This window comes from uncultured Aquimarina sp. (assembly GCF_947492115.1).
In the GTDB taxonomy this organism is placed as follows: domain Bacteria; phylum Bacteroidota; class Bacteroidia; order Flavobacteriales; family Flavobacteriaceae; genus Aquimarina.
Genome location: NZ_CANLMM010000009.1, coordinates 19,699 through 36,597, shown reverse-complemented (window position 1 = coordinate 36,597; position 16,899 = coordinate 19,699). Strand labels below are relative to the sequence as shown.

General features: G+C 31.7%; 15 protein-coding genes and 1 tRNA gene. 9 read left to right on the top strand and 7 right to left on the bottom strand.

All coding sequences use genetic code 11. The features are described 5' to 3' along the window. The first annotated feature begins 104 nt into the window (after positions 1-104). A complete protein-coding gene (locus tag Q1A73_RS20905; protein ID WP_299609734.1) occupies positions 105-1,160 on the top strand; it encodes an endonuclease/exonuclease/phosphatase family protein in 1,056 nt (351 codons plus the stop codon). A gap of 71 nt (positions 1,161-1,231) precedes the next feature. On the opposite strand, the gene Q1A73_RS20900 is transcribed toward Q1A73_RS20905, so the two are convergent. Both Q1A73_RS20900 and Q1A73_RS20895 read right to left on the bottom strand, forming a co-directional pair. After that, positions 1,232-1,519 (bottom strand): hypothetical protein, encoded by a 288-nt coding sequence (locus Q1A73_RS20900; protein ID WP_299609732.1) that lies wholly within the window; start codon positions 1,517-1,519, stop codon positions 1,232-1,234. 96 nt (positions 1,520-1,615) lie between these two features. After that, on the bottom strand, positions 1,616-3,466 hold the full coding sequence (locus tag Q1A73_RS20895; protein WP_299609730.1) for a sodium:proton antiporter: 1,851 nt from the start codon (positions 3,464-3,466) through the stop codon (positions 1,616-1,618). 324 nt (positions 3,467-3,790) lie between these two features. On the opposite strand from Q1A73_RS20895, the gene Q1A73_RS20890 reads away from it, so the two are divergent. The 5 genes from Q1A73_RS20890 to Q1A73_RS20870 all read left to right on the top strand — a co-directional run bounded on the left by Q1A73_RS20890 (position 3,791) and on the right by Q1A73_RS20870 (position 10,332). Further along, positions 3,791-4,651, top strand: a complete 861-nt coding sequence (locus Q1A73_RS20890; RefSeq protein ID WP_299609727.1) for an MBL fold metallo-hydrolase — start codon at positions 3,791-3,793, stop codon at positions 4,649-4,651. Then, positions 4,635-6,338, top strand: a complete 1,704-nt coding sequence (locus tag Q1A73_RS20885) for a S8 family peptidase (RefSeq protein ID WP_299609725.1) — start codon at positions 4,635-4,637, stop codon at positions 6,336-6,338. Before Q1A73_RS20890 ends, Q1A73_RS20885 begins: the two co-directional genes overlap by 17 nt. A 6-nt stretch (positions 6,339-6,344) precedes the next feature. After that, positions 6,345-8,192 carry a M1 family metallopeptidase gene (locus tag Q1A73_RS20880; RefSeq protein WP_299609722.1) on the top strand — a complete coding sequence of 616 codons (1,848 nt, stop codon included), beginning with the start codon at positions 6,345-6,347 and terminating at the stop codon, positions 8,190-8,192. 99 nt (positions 8,193-8,291) lie between these two features. After that, the gene (gene rnpA, locus Q1A73_RS20875) at positions 8,292-8,672 is read left to right on the top strand and encodes a ribonuclease P protein component (protein WP_299609720.1); all 381 of its coding nucleotides are present in this window, start codon (positions 8,292-8,294) and stop codon (positions 8,670-8,672) included. A gap of 37 nt (positions 8,673-8,709) precedes the next feature. Beyond that, positions 8,710-10,332 (top strand): S41 family peptidase, encoded by a 1,623-nt coding sequence (locus Q1A73_RS20870; RefSeq protein ID WP_299609718.1) that lies wholly within the window; start codon positions 8,710-8,712, stop codon positions 10,330-10,332. A 58-nt stretch (positions 10,333-10,390) separates the two neighbouring features. Here Q1A73_RS20870 and Q1A73_RS20865 read toward each other — a convergent pair whose 3' ends face one another. The 3 genes from Q1A73_RS20865 to Q1A73_RS20855 all read right to left on the bottom strand — a co-directional run bounded on the left by Q1A73_RS20865 (position 10,391) and on the right by Q1A73_RS20855 (position 12,100). Continuing rightward, positions 10,391-10,840, bottom strand: coding sequence for a GNAT family N-acetyltransferase (locus tag Q1A73_RS20865; protein WP_299609715.1), 450 nt, complete (start codon positions 10,838-10,840; stop codon positions 10,391-10,393). A 12-nt stretch (positions 10,841-10,852) separates the two neighbouring features. Beyond that, the gene (rpiB, locus tag Q1A73_RS20860; RefSeq protein ID WP_299609713.1) at positions 10,853-11,284 is read right to left on the bottom strand and encodes a ribose 5-phosphate isomerase B; all 432 of its coding nucleotides are present in this window, start codon (positions 11,282-11,284) and stop codon (positions 10,853-10,855) included. A 576-nt stretch (positions 11,285-11,860) separates the two neighbouring features. After that, on the bottom strand, positions 11,861-12,100 hold the full coding sequence (locus tag Q1A73_RS20855) for a DUF2007 domain-containing protein (protein ID WP_299609711.1): 240 nt from the start codon (positions 12,098-12,100) through the stop codon (positions 11,861-11,863). A 474-nt stretch (positions 12,101-12,574) separates the two neighbouring features. Between Q1A73_RS20855 and rnr the strand changes: the two genes are divergently transcribed. From rnr to Q1A73_RS20840, 3 genes are all read left to right on the top strand, one after another. Then, on the top strand, positions 12,575-14,779 hold the full coding sequence (gene rnr, locus Q1A73_RS20850) for a ribonuclease R (RefSeq protein ID WP_299609708.1): 2,205 nt from the start codon (positions 12,575-12,577) through the stop codon (positions 14,777-14,779). A gap of 66 nt (positions 14,780-14,845) precedes the next feature. Further along, positions 14,846-15,520 (top strand): head GIN domain-containing protein, encoded by a 675-nt coding sequence (locus tag Q1A73_RS20845; RefSeq protein WP_299609705.1) that lies wholly within the window; start codon positions 14,846-14,848, stop codon positions 15,518-15,520. A gap of 41 nt (positions 15,521-15,561) precedes the next feature. Beyond that, positions 15,562-16,257, top strand: coding sequence for a LysE family transporter (locus Q1A73_RS20840; protein ID WP_299609702.1), 696 nt, complete (start codon positions 15,562-15,564; stop codon positions 16,255-16,257). Between the two features lie 34 nt (positions 16,258-16,291). Here Q1A73_RS20840 and Q1A73_RS20835 read toward each other — a convergent pair. Both Q1A73_RS20835 and folB read right to left on the bottom strand, forming a co-directional pair. Further along, positions 16,292-16,362, bottom strand: a tRNA-Cys gene (locus Q1A73_RS20835). Between the two features lie 54 nt (positions 16,363-16,416). Then, the gene (gene folB / locus Q1A73_RS20830; protein WP_299609700.1) at positions 16,417-16,773 is read right to left on the bottom strand and encodes a dihydroneopterin aldolase; all 357 of its coding nucleotides are present in this window, start codon (positions 16,771-16,773) and stop codon (positions 16,417-16,419) included. Between the last annotated feature and the right edge of the window lie 126 nt (positions 16,774-16,899).

The following is a 16,899-nucleotide window of genomic DNA, read 5'->3' as shown; positions in this document are numbered from 1 at the left end:
AATTAACATTTCTGCCGCGCAAAAGTACATGTTTTAAATAGAAAAGCTAATTTTGGCTCAAATTTTGGAATGTATTTTACAATAAGTTAATAATCAATTACATAATGAACGCAAAATATTTATTCATTTTTGCTTTTGTGCTTAGTCCTTTGTTTACTGTTCTTTCTCAAGAAAAGAAAACATATAAAGTTAATACAATTGCATTTTATAATGTGGAAAATCTTTTTGATACTCTGGATGATCCTATTACGTATGATGATGATCGTACTCCGAATGGAAAAGATCATTGGACAGAAGAAATTTATAAGGACAAGCTAAAAAATATGGCCAAGGTCATTTCTGAAATAGGTGCTGACGTAACAAAAAACGCTCCCGCGATCTTAGGAGTTGCAGAAATTGAAAATAGAAAAGTTTTGGAAGATCTTGCAAATGAACCTGTTCTTCTACCAAAAGACTATGGAATTGTGCAGTTTGATTCACCTGATCGAAGGGGTATTGATGTGGCACTATTATATCAGAAATCTCTATTTAGACCAGTGAATACTAGTGTGCATGAATTGCTTATTTATAGTAATAATGATGCTAAAAAGCGAGTGTATACCAGAGATCAATTACTGGTAAGCGGATATTTAGACGGTGATTTAATACATGTCATTGTGAATCACTGGCCTTCTAGAAGTGGTGGAGAAGCACGAAGTCGATATAAAAGAGAGGAGGCTGCAGCTTTAAACAAAAAGATTATTGACTCCTTATTTGATATTGATCCCTACGCCAAAATAATTACAATGGGCGACCTGAATGATGATCCAGATAATGATAGTGTGAAAAAAGTATTAGGTGCAAAATCTGAGAAAAAGGACGTAAAACTAAAAGGCTTATATAATCCGATGTATAATATGTCTAAAAAAGGAATTGGATCACTTGCCTGGAGAGATAGTTGGAACCTTTTTGATCAAATTATTGTTTCTAAGGGACTGTTAGATAAAGACTACAGCTCTTACAGATATTATAAAGCAGGAGTTTTTAATAAAAACTATCTTGCCAATCCAAGAGGAAGATATAAAGGTTATCCGTACCGAAGTTTTGCAAATGGAGCTTATACAGGAGGATATAGTGATCACTTCCCGGTCTATGTATATCTTATAAAAGAAAATAATTAATGGATAAGAAAAGTAGAGGTATAAAAAAAGGAGGCAATTGCCTCCTTTTTCATTAATGTCATATATAGATTTTAGTTTCCTTGACCTGCTGTTGAACAATCTTCAGGTAAAGCATCTCTTTGCGCTGCATAAGCATCAGCAGTACCACAATCACTAGATCTAAAAGAATCAATTGCGTCTTTTAACGCACTACAAGTTGCTGGAGTTTCTTCTGCCTGCCAATCAGCAAATGCTGAATCTACGTCAGCTCTAAGTTCCTCTACTACAGCATCACAAACGAAATCAACAACATCGTCCTCACCACAAGAAGTGAATCCTAAAGCCATACCGAAAACGGCAACAAACATAAGTTTTTTCATAATTTGGGTTTTAAAATTTAAATGTGAGCGAATATAGAGTAATATTTTATAATTAACAAAATATTTTGTTAATTATGAGTATTTTATCGAATTTTCCTACTTTTTGTCGATTAAACCAACTTCTTCTACATCTATTGGTTTTCCAATATAAACTAAGAAGCTACCCTCATCGATTTGTTCCATTTTTTCGCTATAGGCTGAAATAATTCTTATAGAATTATTTGGTCCTTTAATAAAGAGAGGAATAATATCTTCATCTTCTTTAGTCAATTCAATTAATGAATCGTATTGCGCTCCATCATTAATTTTAATCTCCTGAATACTTGGATACTTTTCTGCTAGATTCATTAAAGTGTTGTAATCATCTGTATGTGAAAATAATCCCTCATCCGGATTATTATCGGGATCATTCATTTCTTCAGAACTTACTAGTCTAAATGATCCATTTTCGCCAAACTGATCTTTAAATTGTTGAATGGCAAACTTATTGATATCACTGTTACCAGTAAGCGCCATTAAAAATCCAATATCATTTAATTCTATATTGTTTTTTAATTGGTCATTATAAATACTTCCTTCTAGCGCTTCTAAACCAAGGCTCTTAGCTTTCTTTATATTCTCTCTGTTACTATCTACTAATACAACATGGCGTTGATTCTTTTTTAAATATGAAGCAATCAAACGAGAAACCTTAGAAGCTCCTATGATGAGTATACCTTCAGATTTCGTTAAAAATACACCTACCACTTTGGCAAATAATCTTGCAGTAGTAGCATTTAAAAGAACGGTTCCTAAAACGATCATAAAGACTAAAGGAGTAATATACTCCGCTTCCGGAATACCATTTTTAGCTAATTTCAAGCCAAATAACGATGCAATACCAGCAGCAACTATCCCTCGAGGACCTACCCAACTAATAAATAATTTCTCGTTTGTTTTTAATCCCGAGTTCATCGAACTCAGAAAAACACCCAAAGGTCTTACAATAAAAACAACAGCGGCAAAAAGTAAAATAGCATCCCAGTTATATATTAATTGTAATTCTTCAATATTGATATTTGCAGAAAGAAGAATAAATAAGATCGAAATCAATAATACACTTAATGATTCTTTGAAATATAACAATTCATCAAAATTAGGAAGATTCATATTTCCTAAAACCATACCCATTACTACCACAGATAATAAACCAGACTCATGAGCAAATACATCCGATAATACAAACACCCCAAGAACCACAGCAAGAGTAAAAACATTTAATAGATAATGTGGAATTATTTTTCTTTTGATTCCAAAAGCTAAAGCATACGCAAATGTGAAACCGAATGTGAAACCAAACAAAACAATCTTACCAAATTCTATAAACGCCTTTTTGGTAAAAGCTTCTCCCTCACCTACACTAATAAATTCAAAAACTAATACCGCAACTAAAGCACCTATCGGATCAATTAAAATACCTTCCCATTTTAGAACTGCAGAAATATCTTTTTTGAGAGGTATATTTCTTAGAATAGGAGTAATTACTGTTGGACCCGTAACAATAATTAGAGATGAGAATAAAAAGGAAATTGGCCAACTAAGATCAAAAATATAGTGCGCCGCAAATCCTGCTCCAAAAAATGTTACCACCACAGCAACAGTAATAAGCTTCAGGATTACTGGGCCTACATTAAGAATTTCATCTCTTCTAAGCGTTAATCCTCCTTCAAAAAGAATAATACTAATTGCTAAGGATACAAAATAAAATAAACTCTCTCCAGGAAAAAGCCCTTCGGTTCCATTATAAATAGGCTGTATCAGTTTTGTGCCGTCTTCAGTATATAATGTAGCAATAGGACCTACTAAGAGGCCAATAAGGATAAGAGGTAATATTGCAGGAATTTTAAATTTCCAAGCAACCCATTGTGCCAAAATTCCTAAAATAATAATACCGGCTAATTCAACCATGTTGCATTTATAAGTGTTACGATTAGCAAAATATGAGATTTTTTTTAGAAATTCATAGCGCAAATCAAATTTATGATCGCTTAAAAGGTTTCCTAACATTTTTTACAAATAACAACTTTAGTGATCTGATGGATTACTTTCGCAAAAAACGTATATAAATAAGGACCTATTTTATGATTATTGCAGTAAAACCTAGAAAGATTGTTAAAAAGTCGAAAAATTAAATACTGATCCTTAACATTTTTTCTATTTTGCAAAAATTTTGAACCCACTTTAGAATATATGATGAGTCAATTTGATTTCTAAAATTAATCATATCAATAGATGAAATTACACGCTGTAAAAGCAGGAAACTTTAAACTAGATGGAGGAGCAATGTTTGGTGTTGTTCCAAAAGTTTTATGGAATAAAACGAATCCTGCTGATGCAAACAATCTAATAGATATTGCCGCCAGATGTCTCTTAATAGAAGAAGGAAATCGATTAATTCTTATCGATTCTGGTATGGGAGACAAACAATCTGATAAATTTTTTGGTTATTACTCCTTGTGGGGAGATGATAATTTAGATAAATCTTTGAAAGAAAAGGGATTCCATAGAGACGATATTACCGATGTATTTATTACCCATTTACACTTCGACCATTGTGGAGGTGTCGTAACATGGAATAAAGATAAAACGGGTTACGAAATGGCATTTAAAAATGCAAAAGTATGGAGTAATGAAAATCACTGGAAATGGGCCACCGAACCTAATGCTCGAGAAAAAGCATCTTTTCTATCAGAAAACATATTACCAATTCAGGAAAGCGGTCATCTTAATTTCATTTCTAGAACAGGAGAGGCCTTCCAGAGACAAACTGAATTAGGTTTTGGCGTGCTATTTGCTGATGGTCATACAGAAAAACAAATGATTCCACATATAACCTATAAAGATCAAACCATTGTGTTTATGGCGGATCTTTTGCCAACTGCAGGTCACATACCTTTACCGTATGTAATGGGATACGATACCAGACCGCTATTAACATTGCCTGAGAAAAAACTATTTTTGGAAAATGCAGCTAAAAATAATTGGTATTTGTTTATGGAACATGATGCTCATAACGAAATAATAACTGTACAGGAAACCGAAAAAGGTGTACGATATAAAGAAACATTTACTTGTAATGAAATATTTAATTAAAAATGCTATGAACCCCAAGTCTAATAAAATAATCTTTGCTTCTGTTGCCTCATCAATGCTATTGGTGGGTTGTGGTGCTCCTACAATAATTTCTACTCCAATAGAAAATATTGACACAGTTCCTCTAAAAAATATTGTATTAACAGAAGCACAATTAAAAAACTGGAATTCTGCGGATCTAAAGACAGACACAATTCCCGGAATGAGTGTAGATAGAGCTTACAATGAATTACTCAAAAACAAAAACGGACAAACCGTTATTGTTGCTGTGATTGATAGCGGTGTTGATATTGAACATGAAGACTTAGATGGTGTTATCTGGACGAATCCAAAAGAAATTAAAAATAATGGTAAAGATGATGACAAAAACGGGTATGTTGACGATATCCATGGTTGGAACTTTCTTGGAGATTCTGAAAATGAAAACCTCGAATATACTAGAATCGTAAAGAAACTAAAACCAAAATTTGAAGGGAAAAACTTTGCTTCAGTAAGCGCTTCAGACAAGGAAGAATATCAAACATATATTTCCGCCAAAGCAGAACTAGAAGAAGAATATCAAAAAGCTGTTGGAACCAAAACACGATATGAGCAGATCGTGCAACAGGTAAAACCTTCTCATCAAAAAATAGCCGAAGTTTTGGGAAAAGAAGATTATAGTCAAAACGAACTATTAAACGTAAAAGCTGAAACCCCTCAAATGCAACAACATGTTGCTTTGTTATCTCAAATGTTTGGTTTTTTAGAAAAAGGAGAAACAATTCCAGATTTGATTCATAATTTAGAAGGTGGTATCGAATACTTTACAGAACAACTAAACTATCATCTAAACCTAGACTTTGATGGAAGAACAATCGTAAAAGATAATGTAGATGATATTTCGGATGTTAATTACGGAAATAACAATGTCATGGGACCTAATCCAGATAAAGAAGGAATAAAACATGGAACACATGTGTCTGGTATCATTGCAGCAGAACGTAATAATGGAAAAGGAGTTAATGGAATTGCTAAAAATGTAAAAATTATGGCTATTAGAGCCGTTCCTAATGGCGATGAGTATGACAAAGATATTGCACTTGCTATAAGATACGCAGTAGATAATGGAGCTAAGGTAATTAATACAAGTTTTGGAAAATACTACTCTACACATCCAGAATGGGTTAGAGACGCGATAAAATACGCAGGAGAAAAAGATGTTTTAATTGTGAATGCTGCAGGAAATGAAGGTTTAGATCTAGATCAAAAAGCAGTGTATCCAAATGATCAAACGGATAACACCTCTGAAATTTCTAATAACTTTATTACCATCGGTGCTTTGAATTATGAGTATGGTTCTAATTTAGTGGCAAGCTTTTCTAATTACGGAAAAAGTAATGTAGATGCTTTTGCTCCAGGAGTAAAAATATGGGCTACTACTCCATCAAATTCGTATGAATATCTCCAGGGTACCTCAATGGCAGCTCCTGCGGTATCTGGTGTGGCAGCATTAATTAGATCTTATTATCCTAAATTAAAGGCCACACAAGTAAAACAAATTTTAATGGATAGTGGTTTAAGTACAACTGCAACTGTTGTAGTAGGATCAGACGGTATCAAGTCTGATAAATTTACCGAATTATCCAAATCCGGTAAAATGGTTAATCTATATAACGCCCTTATTTTGGCTGAAAAACTATCAAAATAAAAAAACATGATCTCTAAAATAATCTCCATTGGATTTTTAATATCCATTTTCAGTGTTACGGCACAAAATAACACCAGCTACTGGCAACAACACGTTGATTATAAAATGAACGTGGATATGAATGTAAAAAATTTCCAGTATACCGGAACCCAAGAACTGGTTTATACCAATAATTCTCCAGATTCTTTAAATCAGGTTTTTTATCATTTATACTTCAATGCATTCCAACCAGGAAGCGAAATGGATGTAAGATCCCGAAATATTGCTGATCCAGATCCTAGGGTAATGGATAGAATTAGTAAGCTTTCTCCAGAAGAAATAGGGTATCTAAAAGTATCTTCTTTAAAGCAAAATGGAAAAAAAGTACAATATGAGGTTGCGGGAACTATTTTAGAGGTACAACTCAATAAAGCAATTGCACCAGGAGAAAAGGTAACATTCTCAATGGAATTTAACGGTCAGGTTCCAAATCAAATTCGTCGATCTGGACGTAATAGTAAAGAAGGTGTTGCCTTGTCTATGACACAGTGGTATCCGAAAATTGCCGAATATGATTTCGAAGGATGGCATGCAGATCCATATATAGCACGAGAATTTCATGGTGTTTGGGGTAATTTTGACGTAACTATTAACATTGATAAAAACTATATTCTCGGAGGATCTGGGTATCTTCAAAACCCAGAAGAAATTGGATACGGATATGAAAAACCTGGAACCAAAGTAAAACAAAAAGGAAAAAAGCTTGCTTGGCATTTTATTGCGCCAAATGTTCATGATTTTACGTGGGCAGCAGATCCAGAATATATTCATGACGTTGTACAAGTTCCTGATGGTCCTGTTCTTCATTTCTTATATAAGAAAAGTGACGATAAAGCATTTATAGAAAACTGGAAAAAGCTACAGCCTAAATCAGTAGATTTAATGAACTATTTTAGTACTACTATAGGAAAATATCCATACGATCAATATTCGATAATACAAGGAGGAGATGGTGGAATGGAATATGCGATGTGTACATTAATAACCGGAAAAAGAAGTTTTGGTAGTTTAGTTGGCGTAACGGCTCATGAAATGGCACACGCGTGGTTTCAGCATATTTTAGCAACAAATGAAGCTAAACATGAATGGATGGACGAAGGGTTTACAAGTTATATTTCTACTTTAGCGATGGATAAGGTAATGGAGCAAAACAAACCAAATCCTATGAAAGGTATGTATCAAGGATATTTTCAATTAGCCACATCCGGAATAGAGCAACCGCAATCTACTCATGCTGATCGTTTCTCTAGAAACGGAGCCTATGGGGCATCTGCTTACGCAAAAGGTGCCGTTTTTATGGCACAACTTGGATATGTTATTGGACAAGAGAACCTAACCAAAACTATTAAAAAATACTATAATCAATGGAAATTTAAACATCCTACACCCAATGATTTCAAACGTATTGCGGAGAAAGTTTCAGGAATGCAGTTGGATTGGTATTTAACTGATTGGACACAAACTACAAATACTATTGATTATAGTATTAAAGATGTTTCGGAAAAAGGAAATACCACCGCAGTAACCTTAGAACGTTTAGGACTAATGCCAATGCCTATAGATATTTATGTAGAATATAACGATGGTAGTAAAGAATCATTTTATATTCCTTTAAGAATGATGAGAAAAGAAAAAGCAAACCCTTTTCCTAAAACAAAGAGAGCTGTTCTGTCGGATTGGACATGGACGCACCCAACATATACATTTAGTATTTCTAAACCTAAATCTGACATAAAATCCTTGAAAATTGATATTACCGAGCAAATGGCAGACGTAGACAAAAAGAATAATGAATATTCTTCAACACAACCGTAAATATTAAATTTGTTTTTAAAAGATAAAACCCAGAATTGATCGTGTCAATTCTGGGTTTATAATTGTAAATAACGTTTAAATCAGTACATTTATCAGTATATGACAGCAACTTTTGGCGCTAAAGAACGATTGAAAAGTAAAAAGGAAATTGATTTAATTTTTTCCGAAGGCAAATCTATTGCTAGATATCCTGTACGTCTCATATATAGAAAAACTTCATCTAAAAATGAGTCTTCGATACAAACATCAGTTTCGGTCAGTAAACGTAATTTTAAAAAAGCTGTACAAAGAAATCGTATAAAACGTTTGTTGCGCGAAAGTTATCGAAAAAATAAGTATCTTGTGATCAATAACACTTCTCATCACTTTACTTTTATGTTCTTGTATACAGGAAAAGAAATGCCTGACTATATATTAATAGAATCTAAAATAAAAGAAATACTACAAAAGTTTGTTGTAAAGGAAATAGAGACTTCTTAGCTTTAATATCCTTTCACTTATTAAAAAAATAAAAAGTATGAAAAAGAAAATCCTTTATTCTACCCTTGTCGTAGCCATTTTATTTTCTACTGTTAGTTTTAAATCTGATTTTTTTGAAATAGCAAAACAGATTGAAATTTTCACTACCATGTTTAAAGAATTAAATATGAACTATGTAGATGAAACCAATCCTGCTGAACTTATGGATACTGCTATAAAGGCAATGCTAGATGATTTGGATCCATATACCAAATATTGGAATGAACAGGATGTAGAAGCTTCTAAAATTAGAAATGCAGGAGAATATACAGGTATTGGTGCTTCTGTAAAAACAGTGAAAGATAAAATAATCATTGTAGAACCTTATAAAGATTATCCCGCCGATAAAGCTGGTCTAAGAGCCGGAGATGAAATAATCAAAATAGGTGATGTTACAGTGTCAGATTTTGAAGAAGATGCGGGAGAACTTCTTAAAGGAGCTAGTGGTACCGAAGTAGAAATTAGTTACAGAAGACAAAATCAAATTAAGACAACCACACTAACCAGAGAAGAAATAGAAGTAAAAGCAGTACCATTTTTTACATTACTAGATGATAATTCTGGATATATAGTATTATCAAAGTTTAATAACAAAGCCTCATCCGAAACTATAGCTGCCTTAAAAGATTTAAAAGCTAAAGGAGCTGATAAGATTATATTAGATCTTCGAGGAAATCCTGGTGGTTTATTAAGTGAAGCTATAAACGTAACGAATATTTTCGTACCCAAAGGAGAGTTAATTACAACTACAAAATCTGTGGTAAAAAAATACAATAAGGAATACTTTACTAAAAAAACTCCTATTGATACCGAAATTCCTTTAGTAGTACTTGTAAATGGTCGAAGCGCTTCTGCAAGTGAAATTGTTGCAGGAAGTATCCAGGATTTAGATAGAGGAGTAGTAATAGGAGCCAGAAGTTTTGGAAAAGGATTGGTACAAAGACCAAAAAAATTAACGTACGGTACGCAACTTAAAATTACTATTTCCCGATACTATACACCAAGTGGTCGATGTATTCAAGCATTGGATTATTGGAATCGAGATGAAAACAATAAAGCAGTTCGAATCAGTGAAAAAGATTTTAAAGCTTTTAAAACAAAAAATGGAAGAACCGTTTATGATGGAGGAGGAATACAACCAGATATCGAAATGGAAACTTCTAAATTTAGTAATATAACCACTTCATTATTACAATCAGACGCAATATTTGATTATGGTACAAAGTATTATTATGAACATGAGAACATGGATGTTAACAAGTTTAAGTTTACCGATAAAGATTATGAAGACTTTAAAAAATTCGTAAAAGAAAGTGGTTTTGATTATGAAACAGCAACAGAAAAATCTTTAAAAAAATCATTAGAAGTTGCTAGAAGAGACAAGCTGGATACCGATATTAAAGAAAGTTATAATGCATTACTTGCTACAATAAAAACCTCTAAGGCAAAAGGGTTAGATACTTATAAAACTGAAATTGCAAACTTGCTTACAGACGAAATTGTAAAACGTTATTCGTATAGAGAAGGATTGTATAACTATTATATCAATAATAATCCTGAAATTGAAAAAAGTAAAGAAATATTAGGTAATAAATCTAAGTATGAAAGTATATTAAAATAGTTAGTACACTTTCATAGTAAACATATAAAAACCCAGCTTTATTGCTGGGTTTTATTTTTTATGAAGTTATCATTGCTATATGAGGAATTCCATCTTCTAGATACTCCTTACCTTGTTGTATAAATCCATGTTTTTCATAGAATCTTTTCAAATAACATTGGGCAGAAATTTTTATTTTATCGGTTTTATAGTGCTCTTTTATCGCTGAGATACTATGCTTTATAAGATCGTGTCCGTAACCATATTTTCGTTCCTTTTCTGAAACTACAACTCTACCAATACTGCTTTCATCAAAATAATCACCTGCATCGAATATTCTTGTGTATGCCACAATATCATCGTTCTTATAACCTATAACATGAAGTGCTTTTTGGTCGTTGTTATCTATATCTTGATAAACGCAATTTTGTTCAACAACAAAGACTTCTGCGCGTAAGCGCAAAATTTTATACAACTCCTGAGTTGACAATCCATCAAAACGCTTAATTTCAAAATTTATATCGCTCATAAAAGAAAATGATTAACACATAGAGATCTTATTAACTCTATTCTCGTGTCTTCCACCCTCGAAATCAGTAGTTAAAAACGTTTTAACCATTTCTACCGCCTGTGGTAACGAAGTATATCTAGCAGGTATACTAATCACATTAGCATTGTTATGTAAGCGGGTCAATTCCGTTATTTCTTTGGTCCAACATAGACCAGCTCTCACATTTTTATATTTATTTGCTGTCATAGAAACACCATTTCCACTTCCACAAATAAGTATTCCATAATCTACAGTTCCATTATCAACATCTTTCGCAACCGGATGAACAAAATCTGGATAATCTACGCTACTATTTTCATCTGTTCCGTAATTAACAACCTCTATTCCTTGTGATTTTAAATAAGTTATTATTCCGAATTTATATTCAGTTCCTGCGTGATCATTTCCAATAGCTATTTTCACAACTTTTAAATTTTTATTTTATTAAAGATTCTAGATTTATAATTTGAAAACAAAGATACTTCAAACAAAAAAAGTAAACTTCAAAAAATCAATAAATTACCTTAACGTTACCCCAATGTTAATAACTCCTTACCTTCTGTTAACATTGGATGTGAATAAATAGTTGCTAAATTAAAGAAACTTTATTTGGACATCTTAATTTAAATTAGAATACAAAGGTCTTGACATCAAATCAAAATTTATTAATGACTTTTTCTTGTGAAGTTTTTAAACATTAATTTATTGTTATCAACTGTGATTTTTATGCAAAAATATCAATAAAAAGATGTGTTTATAAACTATGAACATCTGTTAATTAAAATTAATTCTAATAAGATTATCAAGTATTTAACCTTTTTATATGTTGTTAATATATTTCTGAAAAATCAATCTAACTTAAAAAGCAAAAAAAAAATAGAAAAGTTATACCGCTATCAACACTATATTATAATCATCATTTTTATTTTAAATTTTAAAAAAAGAAAAAGATATATATATGATATATGTTGAAAACTATAAAAAGTATGGATAATAAAACTAGATAATTCTTAGATGAGAATTTGTGTTAAGATCATCTATGATTTCTTGAACTCTAATTTTATCCTTTGGATGGATTTTTAGATGGATTCCGCCAAGAGCGTTTGAGTAAAATGGAAATACGCCAATCATTGTTTCATTCTCAAAAAAATAAGAAATTCCTTCTCTTTCCAAAAGAAGTCGTAATATTGCATAATCGTTTGGATATGTAAAGGTTGCTATAGTTATAAAATCTTTCATGAAAAAAGTCCAGATAATTGATGATTTACAATATACAAATTATCTAAAAAAAGACTTAGTTGATTTGTGTTGCTTCCTTATCGGATAAGATCGTACCGTTTATTTCTGATTTTTTATTGGTATCTGTATGTTCGTCCATTGTGTTTCCAATATATACTGTAGCATAATATAAGCCTAATAGGAATATTAGGGTAAACAGAAATATTATCTTATGAATTTTTTTGACTTTAGGTATCATACTACTTAGTACCAAACGAATAAATAACAATCTTCGTATTTTAAAATTAAGTAAATTTTAAGAAAAATAATAAGATTTGTTTAAATATTTTAAACGTAAACATTTGATTTACAGATATAATATTTTTTTAACTTTAAACAAGAATAAAATTTAATATTAAATAAAAGTTTATATAGAAAACAGTGAACCTAAAAAGATAAGCTGTAATTTTATATGATAAAATTTAAAAGACATTAATGAAAAGAAAAAGAAGAAGAGGAAGAAGGAAAAAGTCTCCCAAAATTGAAAACATCACACAAGGAATACTTAAGATACTTAAATCAGAACCTAACAAAACTTTTAATTATAAACAGATTGCCGCCAAGTTTGGGGTAGATGATCCCAGTAGTAGAAATCAAATAATTAAAAAGTTGACGCAATTAGCGGCTAAAAAAGAGATAGAAGAGGTAGATAGAGGAAAATTCAAAATAGTTCCTAATATCAACACTTATACAGGAGTATTAGAATTAACTTCTAAAGGAACAGGATATGTGATTGTAGAGGAATTAGAGGATGATATTTTTGTACCAAATAATAATCTTAACAAAGCACTAAATGGTGATGAAGTAGAGGTTTATGTATACAAAAGAAAACGCAGAGGTAAGAGCGAAGGAGAAATTTCTAGAATCATTTCTAGAAGTAAAAATGAGTTTGTTGGAGTTATAGAAATACAGAAGAACTATGCATTTGTAAATATACAAGATTCTAGAATGTATACAGATATTTTTATCCCTAAGAACAAGATAAAAGATGCTGAAGACGGAGATAAAGTTTTAGTAAAGCTTGAAGATTGGCCAGAAAAAGCAGATTCTCCATTTGGAAAAGTAGTAAAAGTACTTGGTAAACCTGGGGAACATAATACAGAAATTCATGCAATTTTAGCCCAATATGGATTACCTTATGAGTTTCCATCTGAAGTTGAAAATTATGCAAATGAACTAGATACTTCCATTCAGGAATCAGAAATCAAAAAAAGGAGAGATATGCGTAAAACGCTAACGTTTACTATCGATCCTAAAGATGCTAAAGATTTTGATGATGCACTTTCTTTTGAAATATTAGAAAATGGAAACTACGAAATAGGAATTCATATTGCAGATGTTTCTCATTACGTAAAACCAGGAACTATTCTGGATGATGAAGCTTATGAAAGAGCTACATCGGTGTATTTAGTAGATAGAGTAGTTCCCATGTTACCAGAAGTATTATCAAATAATGCTTGTTCGTTAAGACCTCATGAAGAAAAGTATACGTTTTCTGCTGTTTTTGAATTAAATAACAAGGCAGAAATTAAAAAACAATGGTTTGGGAGAACAGTAACCTACTCAGATGCACGTTTTGCGTATGAAGAAGCACAACATATCATCGAGACTGGTAAAAACAGTATTCCGAAAGAAATTTCATTAACTGGAAATGCATATAGTGCGGATCAAAAAATAGCTGATGCAGTATTAAAATTGAACGAATTAGCAAAAATAATGCGGACTCAAAGAATGGGGAAAGGAGCTATTTCTTTTGATAAAGTCGAAGTTAAATTTAGTTTAAACGAAGAAAATAACCCAGTAGGAGTGTTTTTTAAGACTTCTAAGGACGCTAATAAGCTTATTGAGGAGTTTATGCTATTAGCTAATAAAAAGGTCGCAGAATTCGTTGGAAAACAAAATCCAAAGAAAACATTTGTATATAGAGTACATGATGAACCTAATGATGAAAAACTTGCTGCTTTACAAAACATAATTGGAAGGTTCGGATATAAGTTGGATTTGCGAGATCGAAAAACAACCACAAAATCATTAAATGGTTTGTTAAAAGATGTTCAAGGAAAAAAAGAACAAAATTTGGTTGATACCCTTGCAATTCGAAGTATGAGTAAAGCAGAATATACTACTCATAATATTGGACATTATGGATTAGCCTTTGATTATTATTCACATTTTACTTCACCGATCAGAAGATATCCTGATGTTATGGCACATCGTTTGTTACAACATTATTTGGATAATGGAAAAACTGTGGCAGAAGAAGAATATGAAGAAAAGTGTAATCATAGTAGCTCAATGGAGAATTTAGCTGCAAGTGCAGAAAGAGATTCTATTAAATATATGCAGATCAAATTCATGAAAGATCATGAAGATGAAGAGTTTTTAGGTGTAATTTCTGGAGTAACAGAATGGGGGATTTATGTAGAAATTATAAGTAATAAATGCGAAGGAATGATCAGATTAAAAGACATGAATGATGATCACTATATTTTTGATCAGGATGAATATGCTATAATTGGTCAACGTTCTAAAAAAATGTATCAGTTAGGAGATGAAGTGTATGTAAAAGTTAAGAATGCAGATCTAGTGAAGAGGCATTTAGATTTTACATTGCTTGGTAGTAAAGAAGAATTAGAATAAAATAAACGTAATAATCGTTTATTAAATAAAAATCACACAATTATCAAATCTAAAAGTAATAGGGAAATGAAAAAAGTAATAATTCTTACATTTTTATTGGTAGTATCAGGACTGCAAGCGCAAAAAGTAATCACTAAAAATGTAGGTGATTTTAATGAACTAAAAGTTTTTGATAAGATCGAAGTAAAATTATTGAAGGGTTCAGAAAACAAGGTTGAAATTTCGGGGATTAGTAGAAGAGAAGTAGATGTAGTGCTTAAGGATGAAGTATTAAAAATAAAAATGTCATTAAGCAATACTTGGGATAATAATGATACAGAAGTAATTGTCTATTATAAGTCAATATCAAAGTTAGATGTGAATGAAGGAGCAAAGATTATGGTGAAAGATATGATCTCTGCAGATGAATTAGATTTACGAGCGCAAGAAGGTGGTGATATCTATGCTGAAATTAAAACTGGTAGATTGTTAGCTAGAGCTGTTAGTGGCGGTGGATTGCATTTAGAAGGTAGTGCTGATGAGCAAGAAGTCACTGTAAAAGCTGGTGGACAATTTATGGGAGAAGATCTAAAAACAAAAAGTACTCAGGTTAAAATTAGTGCAGGAGGAAGAGCTAATGTTAATGCAAGTGAATATGTAAAAGCAAATACTGCTGCTGGTGGAACAATTAGAATTTATGGAAATCCGAAGGAAGTAGATGGAAAAAAAGTTTTTGGTGGTAAAATTATAGAGGTAAACTAAGTAGTATTTTCTAACTTTGTAAGAAATATATCTACTTTTCTATGTTTCAAGATGCTCAAGCAGCAATATTTTTAGGTTTTGTGCTTGCCTTTTTAATTGGACCTGTTTTTTTTGTTTTATTAGAAACTGCGGCAATCAAGGGGTTTAGAGCAGCATTGGCTGTAGATCTTGGAGTTATTTTTGCAGATATTGTCTTCATTTTAATTGCATATTTTAGTACCAATCAAATATTAGAAAAAATAAAGGATGATCCTGCACTTTTTGTATTTGGAGGTATGCTTTTAGCGACCTATGGTGCTATATCTTTTATCAAGGAACGAAAAAATTACAATAAGCTTAGAGATACTTCCGTAGAAATTATTAATAAGAATAATTACTTAGTATTGTTTATAAAAGGGTTCTTATTAAACTTCATCAATATTGGTGTTTTAGGATTTTGGATTGGCATTATTGTAGTAGCTGGACCTCAGATGGACATGAATACAAATAGAATCATTGTATTTTTTGCAATGGTTTTAATTACCTATCTATTTGTTGATATACTTAAAATGTTACTTGCAAAAAGACTAAAAAGAAAACTAACTCCAAAGCGGACATACCTAATCAAAAGAAGTATTAGTATGATTATGGTTGTTTTTGGAATTTTTTTGATTGTAAAAGGAGTGCTTCCTGATACGATGGAGCAGAAAATTCAAGATAGAATAGAGAAAATTACACCAGATTCTGGTTTTAAATAAAAAAGTCCTGTTATTTTAACAGGACTTTTTTTTGAGGTGTCGAGCGGATTCGAACCGCTGTAGATGGTGTTGCAGACCACTGCCTAGCCACTCGGCCACGACACCCTTTTTGATCTTAGACGGCAAATGTAAAAAAATTTATGAATACTTCAGATGTATTTATCTTTTTTTACTTCTGGTAATTGTAACCATTTGTACATTTCCGCCAATAGGTGGATTAATTTTAGAGACATCTACCGTGGCTTTTTCCACCAATGGTAACTCTTCTAATATACGATTTAAAATTCGTTCTGCGGCATGTTCTAGTAGTTTAGAACGTATAGCCATTTCTTCTTTTACGATAAGATTAAGATGCACATAATCAACAGTATCTGAGAGCTGGTCAGAATGAGCTGATGTGTTTAAATCAGCTTTAACTTTTAGATCAACCCTATAATCAGAACCAATTTTTTTCTCCTCTACAAGGCATCCATGATATGCATAAACCTTGATGTTTTTTAGTGTAATTAACCCCACAAAATTTTTTTACAAAGGTAATAGAATCTTTGCAAAGAATTTACAAGGAAACACCCCTTTTGTATTAGGTTATTGTAACAATTAAAGAGTAATTATATAATTGTTGTGTATCATTGGAAATATTAG